This window comes from Mycobacterium gallinarum (genome assembly GCF_010726765.1).
Taxonomy (GTDB): domain Bacteria; phylum Actinomycetota; class Actinomycetes; order Mycobacteriales; family Mycobacteriaceae; genus Mycobacterium; species Mycobacterium gallinarum.
Genome location: NZ_AP022601.1, coordinates 3,906,842 through 3,919,412, shown reverse-complemented (window position 1 = coordinate 3,919,412; position 12,571 = coordinate 3,906,842). Strand labels below are relative to the sequence as shown.

The 12,571-nt window shown below is 65.4% G+C and carries 13 protein-coding genes; 6 read left to right on the top strand and 7 right to left on the bottom strand.

All coding sequences use genetic code 11. The annotated features are described in order from the left end of the window. Positions 1-51 precede the first annotated feature (51 nt). Positions 52-2,145 (top strand): acyl-CoA dehydrogenase family protein, encoded by a 2,094-nt coding sequence (locus tag G6N42_RS19225; protein WP_174262276.1) that lies wholly within the window; start codon positions 52-54, stop codon positions 2,143-2,145. A gap of 4 nt (positions 2,146-2,149) precedes the next feature. Here the strand turns inward: G6N42_RS19225 and G6N42_RS19220 are convergent, their stop codons facing one another. Both G6N42_RS19220 and G6N42_RS19215 read right to left on the bottom strand, forming a co-directional pair. Next, positions 2,150-2,695 (bottom strand): hypothetical protein, encoded by a 546-nt coding sequence (locus G6N42_RS19220; RefSeq protein ID WP_163731474.1) that lies wholly within the window; start codon positions 2,693-2,695, stop codon positions 2,150-2,152. Positions 2,696-2,737: 42 nt separating this feature from the next. Continuing rightward, entirely contained in the window at positions 2,738-3,799 is a 1,062-nt protein-coding gene (locus tag G6N42_RS19215; RefSeq protein ID WP_163731471.1) for a ferredoxin--NADP reductase, read from the bottom strand. A 167-nt stretch (positions 3,800-3,966) separates the two neighbouring features. Here G6N42_RS19215 and hsaA point away from each other — a divergent pair, with 167 nt between their 5' ends. The 4 genes from hsaA to hsaB are packed head-to-tail and all read left to right on the top strand — an operon-like array spanning position 3,967 to position 7,514. Beyond that, complete coding sequence (gene hsaA, locus G6N42_RS19210) at positions 3,967-5,151, top strand: 3-hydroxy-9,10-secoandrosta-1,3,5(10)-triene-9,17-dione monooxygenase oxygenase subunit (RefSeq protein WP_163737812.1); 1,185 nt, start codon at positions 3,967-3,969, stop codon at positions 5,149-5,151. A gap of 13 nt (positions 5,152-5,164) precedes the next feature. Beyond that, positions 5,165-6,055, top strand: a complete 891-nt coding sequence (gene hsaD / locus G6N42_RS19205) for a 4,5:9,10-diseco-3-hydroxy-5,9,17-trioxoandrosta-1(10),2-diene-4-oate hydrolase (protein WP_163731468.1) — start codon at positions 5,165-5,167, stop codon at positions 6,053-6,055. Further along, complete coding sequence (gene hsaC / locus G6N42_RS19200) at positions 6,052-6,951, top strand: iron-dependent extradiol dioxygenase HsaC (RefSeq protein ID WP_163731465.1); 900 nt, start codon at positions 6,052-6,054, stop codon at positions 6,949-6,951. The genes hsaD and hsaC overlap by 4 nt, the downstream gene beginning before the upstream one ends. Then, positions 6,951-7,514 (top strand): 3-hydroxy-9,10-secoandrosta-1,3,5(10)-triene-9,17-dione monooxygenase reductase subunit, encoded by a 564-nt coding sequence (gene hsaB, locus G6N42_RS19195; RefSeq protein WP_163731462.1) that lies wholly within the window; start codon positions 6,951-6,953, stop codon positions 7,512-7,514. Before hsaC ends, hsaB begins: the two co-directional genes overlap by 1 nt. A gap of 7 nt (positions 7,515-7,521) precedes the next feature. Here hsaB and G6N42_RS19190 read toward each other — a convergent pair whose 3' ends face one another. Next, positions 7,522-8,229 (bottom strand): TetR/AcrR family transcriptional regulator, encoded by a 708-nt coding sequence (locus G6N42_RS19190; protein WP_163731459.1) that lies wholly within the window; start codon positions 8,227-8,229, stop codon positions 7,522-7,524. 98 nt (positions 8,230-8,327) lie between these two features. Here G6N42_RS19190 and G6N42_RS19185 point away from each other — a divergent pair, with 98 nt between their 5' ends. Beyond that, positions 8,328-9,221, top strand: coding sequence for a lysophospholipid acyltransferase family protein (locus G6N42_RS19185; protein ID WP_163731455.1), 894 nt, complete (start codon positions 8,328-8,330; stop codon positions 9,219-9,221). A 4-nt stretch (positions 9,222-9,225) separates the two neighbouring features. On the opposite strand, the gene G6N42_RS19180 is transcribed toward G6N42_RS19185, so the two are convergent. The 4 genes from G6N42_RS19180 to G6N42_RS19165 form a co-directional block, all read right to left on the bottom strand. Then, positions 9,226-9,474 carry a fibronectin-binding protein gene (locus G6N42_RS19180; RefSeq protein WP_163731452.1) on the bottom strand — a complete coding sequence of 83 codons (249 nt, stop codon included), beginning with the start codon at positions 9,472-9,474 and terminating at the stop codon, positions 9,226-9,228. Beyond that, positions 9,474-10,253, bottom strand: coding sequence for an alpha/beta fold hydrolase (locus tag G6N42_RS19175; RefSeq protein ID WP_163731449.1), 780 nt, complete (start codon positions 10,251-10,253; stop codon positions 9,474-9,476). Before G6N42_RS19175 ends, G6N42_RS19180 begins: the two co-directional genes overlap by 1 nt. A 26-nt stretch (positions 10,254-10,279) precedes the next feature. After that, a complete protein-coding gene (locus G6N42_RS19170; protein WP_163731446.1) occupies positions 10,280-11,473 on the bottom strand; it encodes a L,D-transpeptidase in 1,194 nt (397 codons plus the stop codon). 90 nt (positions 11,474-11,563) lie between these two features. After that, positions 11,564-12,496 (bottom strand): LysR family transcriptional regulator, encoded by a 933-nt coding sequence (locus G6N42_RS19165; RefSeq protein ID WP_232076195.1) that lies wholly within the window; start codon positions 12,494-12,496, stop codon positions 11,564-11,566. Between the last annotated feature and the right edge of the window lie 75 nt (positions 12,497-12,571).

Here is a 12,571-nt window from a genome sequence, read left to right as displayed (position 1 = left end):
GGAAGCATGGACTTCTCACCCAAACGCTAGGAGCAGACGGTGTCAGCCACAATGACCGACGAGCAGTTTGCCGCGCGCGAACTGGTCCGTAGCTGGGCAGCTGCTTCAGGCCCCTCCGAGGCGGCCAGGAAGGTCGAGGCGGGCCAGCCGGACGCGTGGCGTTCAGCCTACGACGGACTGGCCCAACTCGGCCTCTTCGGTGTCGCGCTGTCCGAGGAGAAAGGCGGCGCCGACGGCACCGTCGAGGATCTGTGTGCGATGGTCGACGAGGCCGCCGCAGCCCTGGTCCCCGGTCCGGTCGCGACTACGGCACTGGCCACTTTGCTGGTCGAGCAGGCCGACATCCTGGAGTTGCTGATAGCCGGTGAGCGCGTTGCGGGTGCCACGCTGACGGCCAACATCGAATTCGACGGCGCGCACGCATCCGGTACCGCCGATTACGTGCTCGGAGCCGATCCGGCCGGGATTTTGGTGCTGCCCGCTGCGGACTCCGTTGTGCTGATCGACGCATCTGCCGACGGGGTCACCGTCGAACCGCTGACCCCGACCGACTTCTCGCGGCCGCTGGCGCGTGTCGTGCTGGACGCCGCACCTGCGGTAAAGCTGTCGACGTCGCCGCAACGTTTCGCCGATCTGGCTGCCACGGTGCTGGCCGCCGAGGCCGCGGGGCTGGCGCGCTGGGCACTGCAGACCGCGACGGAGTACGCGAAGGTGCGCGAGCAGTTCGGCAAGCCGATCGGCAGTTTCCAGGCCATCAAGCACATGTGTGCCGAGATGCTGCTGCGCTCCGAGCAGGCTTCGGTGGCCGCGGCGGACGCGGCCAGGGCGGTGGCCGAGGATGACGAGCAGCAGCTCTCCATCGCCGTCGCAGTGGCTGCGGCCGCCGGAATCGACGCCGCGAAAGCCAACGCCAAGGACTGCATTCAGGTGCTCGGCGGCATCGGGATCACGTGGGAGCACGACGCGCATCTGTATCTGCGGCGCGCGTACGGCATCGCGCATTTCCTCGGTGGCGCAGACAAGTGGCTGCGCCGTGTCGCGACACTCACTCAGCAGGGTGTGCGCCGCGATCTGAAGATCGACCTCGAATCGGTGGAGCATCTGCGCCCCGAAATCGCTTCTGCGGTAGCCGAAGTCGCCGCGCAGCCCGCGGAGAAGCGGCAGGTTGCGTTGGCCGATTCCGGACTGCTGGCGCCGCACTGGCCGCGTCCGCACGGCCGCGAGGCCGGCCCGGCCGAACAGTTGCTGATCGATCAGGAGCTGGCCAAGGCCGAGGTGGTTCGCCCGGATCTGGTGATCGGATGGTGGGCGGTGCCCACGATTCTCGAGCACGGCTCTCCCGAGCAGATCGAGCAGTTCGTCCCCGCCACGCTGCGCGGCGAGTTCCTGTGGTGCCAGCTGTTCAGTGAGCCCGGCGCTGGGTCCGATCTGGCAGCGCTGCGGACCAAGGCAGTACGAGCCGACGGGGGCTGGAAGCTCACCGGACAGAAGGTGTGGACGTCGGCGGCCCACAAGGCGGCATGGGGGGTGTGCCTGGCCCGCACCGATCCGGACGCGCCCAAGCACAAGGGCATCACCTATTTCCTCGTCGACATGAAGTCGGCGGGCATCGACATCCGTCCGCTGCGTGAGATCACCGGCGACAATCTGTTCAACGAAGTGTTCTTCGACGAGGTCTTCGTGCCCGACGAGATGGTGGTCGGCCCGGTCAACGACGGCTGGCGGCTGGCGCGCACGACGCTGGCCAACGAGCGGGTGGCGATGGCACATGGCACCGCGCTGGGCAACCCGATGGAGGAGTTGTTGCGTCAGGTCGCCGATCTCGATCTCGATTCGACCGGACAGCACCAGCTCGGCTCGCTGATCCTGGCGGCCCAGGTCGGCTCGCTGCTGGATCAGAAGATCGCGGAACTCGCTGTGGGGGGCCAAGATCCGGGTCCGCAGGCCAGCGTGCGCAAGCTCATCGGCGTGCGCTACCGGCAGGCGCTGTCCGAACTGAGGATGGAACTGTCCGAGGGCGCGGGCGTCGTCGACAACAAGACCGTCTTCGACTTCTTGAACACCCGCTGCCTGACGATCGCAGGCGGAACCGAGCAGATTCTGCTCACCATGGCGGGCGAAAGACTGCTCGGCCTACCCCGCTAGGTTGCTAAGAGAACGCGGCCTGCGCACAGGCGTTGGGTGACGTCAGGTTGACACCGGCGTACACCACCTGGATGTAGGAGCACACGATCAGCGGAACGTCGGTACGCGGACGGCCGGTGTAGGAGTCGATGGGCCATGCGACGCCGTGCAGGGCCACCCTGTCCGGCGGTCCGCCGCCGAAGTAGACCGTCGAGATCTCGTTGTCGGTCAACGATTTGAAGATCCGGGTGTTCGGGGTCGCGACGTTCGAATTGATGTAGACGGAGCGGTCCATCGTGCGCAGCGTCACGTTCTGCCGGGCGTACAGATCACCGGGAAACCCGACCACACCGTTCGGTGTGCGCAGGTTTGCGACGGTGTCGAACAAGCATCTCGCCTCGGCTGCAATGCAATTGGCCGTCACACGCATCTGCAGCGTGTCCACCGGGTTGACGGGAATCGACGAGTCCGCCGTGTCCAGCGCAGCCGAAGACACGGCTGTCGGTGTGATGGTCGCCAGTGTCAGCACTGTCGCCGAGATCGCCACGAACGCGCCGGCCAACCGCTTCATCACAGAGATGCTCCCTTCGGTGCGCGCATCGTAGCCTGCGGGTTACTCGTCGTAAGTGACTTCGACCGAATCGGATCGCGGCAGCGCTTGGCAGCCCAGGATCAGACCCTCGTCGAGGTCGGACTGCTCGAGCACGTCATTGATTTCCATCTCGACGTCGCCGCTCTTCTTCAGTACCGCGCACGCGCCGCAGTGGCCCTCTCGACACGAGAACGGCGCATCGAGGCCCTTGTCAAGCAGTACGTCGAGCAGCTTCGCCTTGCGCGGCCACGTGATCTCATGCTTCTCACCGTCGAGCGTGACGACCGCGGTGGCCGGCCCCTCATCGCTGTCGTCTTCCTCGATGACCACCGCGGAGAACGGGTCGGAATCCAGTGACTTGAACACCTCGATGTGGATGCGTTGCGCGCCGAGGGACTTGAGCGCTTCTTCGGCCGCGACCATGAAGGGACCCGGGCCGCAGATGTACGCGTCGTGTCCGGCATACGGCTCGGCCAAGCCGGCCAACGCCGCCGCGCTCGGCAATCCCTGCACGCTGACGAGCCAGTGCACGACAGTGAGCCGATCGGGGTACTTGGCCGACAGGTCGCGCAGCGCGGCGTGGAAGATCACCGAGTTCTCGTTCTCGTTGGCATAGATGAGCACGACCTTGCCGCTGCCCTCGGCGAGGGCCGACTTGCAGATCGACATCATCGGTGTGATGCCGCTGCCGGCGCCCATGAGCAAGAAATCGGTGTCGAGGGTCTTGGGTACGAAGGTGCCCGACGGTGCCAGCACGTGCATCTTCATGCCGGCGTGCGCGTTGTCACACAGCCAGTTCGACGCGTATCCGTCCGCGGTGCGCTTGACGGTCACGGTCAGCGGGTCGTCGGTGAACGGTGAACTGCACAGCGAGTAGCAGCGCGCCACCGAGCCGGTGCGCTCGCTGGGCACCCGCAGCGTCAGGAATTGACCCGGCGAGTAGCGCAACCGGTCGGCCGGGACATCTGCTGAGTCGGGGCCGTCCGGGACCCTGAAAACCAGCGAACGCGCGTCGGTGGTCTCCTCGACGACGTCGGTCAGCTCCAGCTCGAGCACGTGGCTTCCGAGCGGCTCGTCCGTCACCGTTCACCCTTCCTCGCGAAATATTACTGGCCAATAACTAGAACAGGTTACAGAAATGCATGTCCCCAGGTCCAGCCGCCGCAGCAAGGCCCTTCTCGACACAAATCGTAACGTGTTCTAATCTTCATCTAGGCCCATACTCCGGAAGGCGACGGTCTGTGACATCCATCGACAATATTGAACAGCGTGACGTGCAGTCGGTCCTAGCCGGCATCGACGATCTGCTGCCGCTCATCGCAAAGCGGGCGCAGGCGGCCGAGGAACTACGGCGGTTGCCCGACGAGACCGTCGCTGAGCTCAACGAGGCCGGGTTCTTCAAGCTTCTGCAGCCCGAGCAGTGGGGCGGCCTGCAGTGCGATCCGACGGTCTTTTACGAGGCCGTCCGCCGCATCGCGAGCGCCTGCGGATCGACCGGATGGGTCAGCTCGATCATCGGCGTCCACAACTGGCACCTCGCCCTGTTCGACCAGCGGGCGCAGGAGGAGGTCTGGGGCGACGATCCGGCCGTGCGGATCTCCTCGTCGTACGCGCCGATGGGGGCGGGCACGGTGGTCGACGGCGGCTACATCGTCAACGGCGCGTGGCACTGGTCCTCGGGCTGCGACCATGCCACGTGGACGTTCGTCGGCGGTCCGGTGATCAAGGACGGCAAGCCGGTCGACTTCGGCAGCTTCCTCATTCCGCGTTCGGACTACGAGATCGACGACGTCTGGCATGTCGTAGGGCTCAAGGGCACCGGAAGCAACACCCTCAAGGTCAAGGACGTGTTCGTCCCGCGGCACCGCTTCCTGTCCTACAAGGCGATGAACGACCGCACCGCCGGTGGGCTGGAGAACAACACCGCGCCGGTGTACAAGATGCCTTGGGGCACCATGCATCCCACGACGATCTCGGCGCCCATCATGGGAATGGCCTACGGCGCCTACGATGCCCACGTCGAACACCAGGGCAAGCGCGTCCGCGCGGCGTTCGCCGGCGAGAAGTCCAAGGACGACCCATTCGCCAAGATCCGGATCGCCGAGGCGGCGAGCGATATCGACGCCGGTTGGCGTCAGCTCATCGGCAATGTTCGCGACGAGCATGAACTGTTGAAGGCGGGCAAAGAGATTCCGTTCGAGCTGCGGGCGCGGGCCCGTCGCGACCAGGTCCGCGCCACCGCCCGCGCCATCTCGTCGATCGACCTGCTCTTCGAGGCCTCCGGCGCGACCGCGCTGAACTCCGATCAGCCGGTGCAGCGCTTCTGGCGCGACGCGCACGCCGGCCGCGTGCACGCCGCCAACGAGCCGGAGCGGGCATACCTGATCTTCGGGAACAACGAGTTCGGCCTGCCACCGCAGGACACGATGGTTTAACTGGGAAGGCCAGATGACCTCCTTCGCTGCCGAAGCTGCTCAGCAGCAAGAGATCACGTTCGAGTCGACGTCGCGTTTTGCGCAGGTTCGTGATGACATGCGCCTGCACTACCACGAGGCGGGTGTCGGCAACGAGAAGACGGTCGTGCTGCTGCACGGCGGGGGACCGGGCGCGTCGAGCTGGTCGAACTTCGGTCGCAACATCGCGGTGTTGGCCCGCCACTTCCACGTGCTCGCTGTCGATCAGCCGGGATATGGACACTCGGACAAGCACACCGAGCACGAGCAGTACAACCGCTACAGCGCGACCGCGTTGCTGAACCTGTTCGACCATCTCGGGATCGAAAGCGCCGACCTGGTCGGCAATTCGCTCGGCGGTGGGACCGCGGTGCGGTTCGCGCTCGACAACGGCAGGCGCGCCGGGCGGCTGGTGCTGATGGGCCCGGGCGGCTTGTCGGTGAACCTGTTCGCACCGGATCCCACCGAGGGCGTGCGGCTGCTCGGCAAGTTCACCGCCGAGCCGACGCGCGAGAACATGGAAAAGTTTCTGCGCATCATGGTCTTCGACCAGAACCTCGTCACGCCCGAGCTGATCGACGAGCGGTTCGAGATCGCGAGCCGGCCCGAATCGCTGGCCGCCGCCCGTGCGATGGGTAAGTCGTTCGCGGGTGCGGACTTCGAGCTCGGCATGATGTGGCGCGAGGTCTACAAGCTGCGCCAGCGGGTGCTGCTGATCTGGGGCCGTGAGGACCGGGTGAACCCGCTCGACGGGGCGCTGATGGCGCTCAAGCAGATTCCGAAGGTTCAGTTACACGTCTTCGGACAGTGCGGGCACTGGGCGCAGGTGGAAAAGTTCGACGAGTTCAACAAGCTGACTATTGATTTTCTCGGGGGTGGCTCATGAGCATCAAGTCATTGGGTTATCTACGCATCGAATCAACCGACGTCGGGGCGTGGCGCGAGTACGGCCTGAAGGTGCTCGGCATGGTCGAGGGATCCGGTCAGACCGAGGGCGCACTGTACCTGCGGATGGACGAGTTCCCGGCGCGGCTGGTCATTGTTCCCGGCGAGCATGACCGCCTGCTGCAGTCCGGTTGGGAGACCGCGAATGCCGCGGCGCTGCAGGAGATCCGCAATCGCCTCGACATCCAGGGGACGCCCTACAAAGAGGCATCGGCCGCCGAGCTCGCCGAGCGCCGCGTCGACGAGATGATCACGTTCGACGATCCCTCGGGCAACACACTCGAGGTCTTCCACGGGGTCGCGCTGGAACACCGCCGCGTCGTCAGCCCGTACGGCCACAAGTTCATCACCGAGGAGCAGGGTCTCGGTCACGTGGTGCTCACCACGCGCGACGACGCGGAGACACTGCACTTCTATCGCGACGTGCTCGGCTTCTTCCTGCGCGACTCGATGAAGCTGCCTCCGCAGCTCGTCGGCAGGCCCGCCGATGGCCCGCCGGCGTGGCTGCGCTTCCTCGGCGTCAACCCTCGCCACCACAGCCTCGCCTTCATGCCCGGTGAGACACCAAGCGGCATCGTGCATTTGATGGTCGAGGTCGGCGAGGCCGACGACGTCGGGCTGTGCCTTGACCGCGCGCTACGCCGCAAGGTCCCGATGTCGGCCACCCTGGGCCGTCACGTCAACGACAAGATGCTCTCGTTCTACATGAAGACACCCGGCGGGTTCGACGTCGAATTCGGTTGTGAAGGCCTGCAGGTCACCGACGACGACTGGGTCGCCAGGGAGAGCACGGCCGTCAGCCTGTGGGGCCACGACTTCAGCATCGGCTTCAAGTAGTGGGTGAGCCTATCGATCCCCGCACATTCCGAAATGTGCTGGGGCAGTTCTGTACGGGCATCACCGTGATCACCACCATGCACGACGGAAAGCCCGTCGGGTTCGCATGCCAATCGTTCGCGGCGCTGTCGCTAGATCCTCCGCTGGTGCTGTTCTGCCCGACGAAGGTGTCGCGATCCTGGAAGGCCATCGAGTCCAGCGGGCACTTCTGCGTCAACGTGCTGCACGAGAAACAGAAAGACGTCTCGGCGCGCTTCGGCTCCAAGGAGCCGGACAAGTTCGCCGAAATCGACTGGCATCTCTCGAAACTCGGATCACCGGTCATCAAGGACACGCTGGCGCACGTCGACTGCACGGTGCATTCGGTGCACGACGGCGGCGATCACCTCGTGGTGTTCGGCGCGGTGCACTCGCTGTCGGACGTGCCGCACAAGAAACCGCGCCCGCTGTTGTTCTACAAGGGGCAGTACACCGGAATCGAGCCGGACAAGAACACCCCGGCGCATTGGCGCGACGATCTCGAGGCGTTTCTCACCGCCACCACCGACGACACCTGGCTCTGACACGCGCCTACCGACGAGATTCGATGACCCGCAGCGCGGCGGCCTGACCGTCGCGGAGGAAGGCGACGATGCCCGTCGCCGCGGCACGGAGTCCTTTCTGGCTGGGGCGCTCGGGTCCGAGTAACGCCGTGACGGCGGAGCCCAAGATCTTCAATCGCTGGTCGGCACCGACGAAATCGGTGACCAGCGAATGTGTGACACCGGTGACGAGTGCCTGCACAGCGAACGCCTGATCCGCGGTAACCCAGTCGGTCCGGGCCATCCCGTGCTGACGCCAGAGCGGCAGGGCCGCGCGCAGTACCGCACTCGGCCCCAGTGCTTCGTTGAGCTCGACAGAGCGGGGGTGGTCGGCAAGGACGCCGAGGAGATCGTCATCGTGGCGCTGTAAGGCGGCGATGAGCGGGTGGCCGGTCGCTACCTGCAGCATCATCGGGCAGAAGCGTGAAGGACGAACCAGAGCGGGTTCCTCCTCGAACTTCACGATCAGATCCTCTAGGGCGCGCAGGAATGCTCGACCGACCAACCCGATCAGCAGATCCTCTTTAGTCGGCCAGTACAGATACACCGTGCCTTTTCCGACATGCGCTCGCGCGGCCACATCGGCGACGCTGAACCCCCTCGCGCCGCGACCGAGCAGGAGATCGTTGGCCGCCGTGAGGATTCGCGCCGCCGTGCCGGAGTTCTGTTCCGGCAGTTCGTCGAACGGTGATGCCATCCAACGGACTATATCGGCGAACCAGGTTCGCATGGCGAAGCTGATTGAACGAACTGACCATTTCCACCATTTGGTCAGTCAGTCGCTATAGTGGTGGCATGACGACGCAGAAGGAATCCGTGCGACACAGCCGCTCAGCCGGCGCCGACGTCGACCGCCTCGTTGATGAACCCACCCGGGTGCGGGCCCTGAAGAAAACGATCTTCGCGGTCGCCGATGGGTTGGCTCCTGTCATCGATCTCTGCCGGATCTATGTCGATGGACTGGAGAACCTGCCGCGCGACGGGAGGTTTCTCCTCGTCGGCAATCACACACTGTCCGGGTCTGCCGAGATCGTGCTGATTCCCTACTTCGTCCACCGCGAACTCGGTGTCCGGGTTCGCGGCCTCGCCAACAGGCAGCTGAGGGAGACGAAAGGTGTTGTGCGCGATGTGCTGGAGGCCGCAGGCGCGGTCCCGGGTCATCCCGACACGTGCGCGGAATTGATGCGACGGGGTGAGACCGTCCTCGTGTTCCCCGGAGGCGGCCGGGACATGCTCAAGTTCAAGGGGGAGGAGTACGCGCTGCAATGGGAACGCCGCAGCGGCTTCGCCCGGTTGGCGGTCGCTCACGACTATCCGATCGTGCCCGTCGGGCTGGTCGGCGGCGACGACGTCTTTTCCAGCCTGGTCGAACGCGGTGGGGCCTGGGAGACACGGAGCCGGGGTCTCGGCGAGCGTCTACACGGCCTTCCGGGAGTCGGTATCCCGATCCTGCGGGGTTGGGGTCCGACCGTGGTACCGCGACCACAGCGCATGTACCTAAGGTTCGCCTCGCCAATCGATACCTCGCGACCACCTCGCGTCGGAAACGACACGTGGATCGCTACGGTCAAGGAGCAGGCACAGAGCGCATTGCAAGCCACGCTCGCCGAGTTGCAGGAGCTGCGCGAGAACGATCCGTTTCGGAACCTGAACCCGCTCGCATGGGGTCGGGCCATGCAACCTCGATGATGCTCTAGATACAGCCCGCCGAACACGGGTCGAGCGGCGGCATCAATTCGGGGTCCGGGGCGTTCGGATCTACCGGCACCTGCGTCGAGAGGTCGACATTGTGATCGAGGTCGGGCGCCGTCGGGATGATGTTGCAGATGAAGGTGAGCGCAAGGTCACACGGAGGACGCCCTGGCTGTGCGGCGGCGGGGACGGCGAACGCCACCGCCGCGCCACAAATGGCGACGGTCGCGAGGAATGCCTTCTTGATCATCACGAAGAGCCTAGCCCCACCGTCTCGATGAATTCGACGATTGTCCGAGCCACCTCACGGTGCACCGTCTCGTTGAGAATGTCGTGGCGGCCGCCTGGGAACTCGGTGAGCCGCAGCGGCGCAATCTGCTCGGCATAGGCGCGGACGGCCCCGACCGGTGCTATCGAGTCGTTGACGCCGTGCACCGCCAGCGTCGGCACCGACAGTTTCGGCAGCTCCCCACCGAACCGGTCCCAGGCCCTGTCGAGCTCTCGGGCGAGCGACGTCCCATCGGCACCGACGAACGCCAGGGGGTCGTTCTCGAGCGAATCGACGTAGAAGGGGTCCGCCGAGAGCCAGCCGGGCTCGAGGTCGAACGCCGTGTCGGTGTCGAGGAGTTCGGGGATCGGCACTAGGGGAGCGCCGGAGATGACTCCGGCCCGGTAGCGGTCGGGTTGATCCAGCAGCCGGAACAGGGTCACGACCGAACCGAACGAATGGCCCTGTGCGATCAGCGGCACGCCAGGTCGCTCGCCTTCTACCAGTTCGGTGAGAGTGTCGGCCAGGTCGGAGCTGTGCTCGATCGAACCGAAATCGCCGCGGTCGCCCGGGCTGAGTCCGTGGCCGAACTGGTCGACCGCCCACAGGTCGATTCCCGCGGCGTTGAGTGCGAACCCGTAGCGGTGGTAGACCCCGGTGTGTTCGCCGAAGCCGTGCAGGAAGACGACCGCGGCACGCGGCTCGGGGGCGGCCCAGTGCCGGTAATACGCGCGCCCCTTCGGATGGTCGATGAACGGCATTCCTCGACGCTAGCGCTGATCGACCACTACACCCCGGCGTTTCCGGCCTTCCACTGCTCCCAGGGGATGTTCCAGTCGCCGAGTCCGTCGACGCCGGACAGCGTGGGGCCGACGGTGTTGACCACCTCGACGATGTCGCCGCGTTTGGTGCTCTCGTAGAACCACTCGGCGTTCTGCGGGCTGACGTTCAGGCAACCGTGGCTGACGTTCGAGCGGCCCTGGCTGCCGACGGACCACGGCGCCGAATGGACATAGATTCCGCTGTAGGACATCTGGGTCGCCCAGTTGACCTCGGTGCGGTATCCGTCGGGTGAATTGACCGGAACACCGTACGTCGACGAGTCCATGACGAGGAAGTAGTAGCGGTCGCCGATGATGTAGGTGCCGTTGTCGGTCGGAGTTGCGTTCTTACCCATGGAGATCGGCATCGACTTCACGATTTCGCCGTTGATGCGCACCGTCATCGTCTTGGTGGCGTCGTCGGCGGTCGCGATGACCTCATCGCCGATCGTGAAATGACTCGTCACGTCATCCTGGCCGAACAGTCCGTCGCCCAGGTCGACACCGTAGGTATCGACGCTGATGTCGACCCTGGTCCCGGGCTTCCAGTATTCGGCTGGGCGCCAGCGGACTTCGCGACTGTTCACCCAGTAGAAGGCGCCCTCGACCGGGGGGTCGGTCTTGACCGTGATCGCCTGCTGCGCGGCGAATCGGTCGGGGATGTTCTCGTCGAACCGCACCGCGACCGGTTGACCGACGCCCACCACTTCGCCCTCCTTGGGGAAGACGTAGGGCATCGTCAGATTTCGGGGCGAGTGGGTTTCGAATGTCGCGCTGCTCTGCGTCGCGCCGCCGAGGCCCAACGCTTCGGCGGTCAGGGTGTACTGCTTGTTGTAACCCAGCGGCTCGGCCGAGCGCCAGACGAGACCGTCGGGACTCAGTTCTCCCTCGACCATCCGGCCCGCGTCGTTGACGAGGGTCACCGGACCAAGGACGCCGTCTTCGGCGCTCACCGTGACAGGTGATTCGACCGCAACGCCTACGGCGCCGTCGATGACCGACGTCTGCAGTTTCGGGATCAGCAGATCGCCGTACGGCGTGCCCTTGTCGATGATCGCCTGCGGCTGTGGCGGCGGCGACGACCTGCTGCATGCACCGAGCCCGACGACAAGTGCGGCGATGGTCATCACGGTCGCTGTCGTCCACCAGACCCGCCGCATGCGTATTGTCCCGTCGTTCGTCGAAGCAGTTGCATCACTATGCTACGTAGTTACTACGTAGATGCAGGTCGGGCGCGGTCCGGATCGCGGTCAACGCGGAGTTGGCCCGCCGAGGAGCACGTCGGCTTGTTCGGTCATTCGCTGCTGGATCGCATCGACTACGGCCGCGACCTCGGGTCTGCGCAACGTCTCGGCACGCGTGACGAGCCAGTACGTCAATCGCACCGCCACCTCGTCGGGCAGCACTCGCACCAGATCGTCGTGCCGGTCGGCCATGAAGCACGGCAGCAGACCGATGCCCGCCGACGCCCGCGTCGCCTCGACATGCACGAACACGTTGGTGGACGTCACAGATTCGCGCATGGTCGGCGCGAAGCTCGTGGCGACGTCGAGGTCGTCGACCTGCAGCATCGAGTCGATGAAGTACACCAGCGGATAGCGGGCGAGGTCCGCGATGTTCGCCGGTGTTCCGTTGTCGGCCAGGTAATCACGTGCACCGTAGAGACCAAGACAGTAGTCGCCGAGTCGGATCGCCTTGGCGCGGTGAACTTTCGGCTCCCCGACGACGACTTCAACGTCGAGGCCGGATCGTTGTTGGGTGGCGCGCCGGGTCGCGGCGACGATCTCCACCGCGACATTTGGATGGTTCCGTTGCACCTTGGCGGCGGCGGGTGCGGCGATGTAGGCGGAGAAACCGTCGGTCGCCGATATCCGGACCACGCCTTCGAGCGCGCGCTGGCCGCCGGTGTGAACGGACAACGAGCGCACCGCCGACTCGACGGCTTCGGCGGCCGACAGTGCCTCGCGCCCGAGGTCGGTCAGCTCCCATCCGCCGGCCACCCTGGCCAGCACCCGGCCGCCGACTGACTGTTCGAGCGCGTTGATGCGGCGCGAGATCGTGGTGTGGTTGAGGCCGAGCTCCTCCGCGGCGATGGTATAGCGGCCCGAGCGCCCGACAGCCAGCAACACGAGAAGGTCATCGGCGCTGGGCTGGCGACCCGATGAGCGAGTGGACACAGCCATATCTGCATTTTTGCAGATAGCTCCTGCAGTTTTGACCATTGCAGGTCGGGGTACCTGCATGAATACTCACAGAGG

Excerpts from the sequence above, each read along its gene's own strand:
- G6N42_RS19185 (WP_163731455.1), top strand. The coding sequence starts at position 8,328 with ATGACGACGCAGAAGGAATCCGTGCGACACAGCCGCTCAGCCGGCGCC.
- G6N42_RS19170 (WP_163731446.1), bottom strand. The coding sequence starts at position 11,473 with ATGCGGCGGGTCTGGTGGACGACAGCGACCGTGATGACCATCGCCGCA.
- G6N42_RS19165 (WP_232076195.1), bottom strand. The coding sequence starts at position 12,496 with ATGGCTGTGTCCACTCGCTCATCGGGTCGCCAGCCCAGCGCCGATGAC.
- hsaC (WP_163731465.1), top strand. The coding sequence starts at position 6,052 with ATGAGCATCAAGTCATTGGGTTATCTACGCATCGAATCAACCGACGTC.
- G6N42_RS19190 (WP_163731459.1), bottom strand. The coding sequence starts at position 8,229 with ATGGCATCACCGTTCGACGAACTGCCGGAACAGAACTCCGGCACGGCG.
- G6N42_RS19225 (WP_174262276.1), top strand. The coding sequence starts at position 52 with ATGACCGACGAGCAGTTTGCCGCGCGCGAACTGGTCCGTAGCTGGGCA.
- G6N42_RS19220 (WP_163731474.1), bottom strand. The coding sequence starts at position 2,695 with ATGAAGCGGTTGGCCGGCGCGTTCGTGGCGATCTCGGCGACAGTGCTG.
- G6N42_RS19180 (WP_163731452.1), bottom strand. The coding sequence starts at position 9,474 with ATGATCAAGAAGGCATTCCTCGCGACCGTCGCCATTTGTGGCGCGGCG.
- hsaD (WP_163731468.1), top strand. The coding sequence starts at position 5,165 with ATGACCTCCTTCGCTGCCGAAGCTGCTCAGCAGCAAGAGATCACGTTC.
- G6N42_RS19175 (WP_163731449.1), bottom strand. The coding sequence starts at position 10,253 with ATGCCGTTCATCGACCATCCGAAGGGGCGCGCGTATTACCGGCACTGG.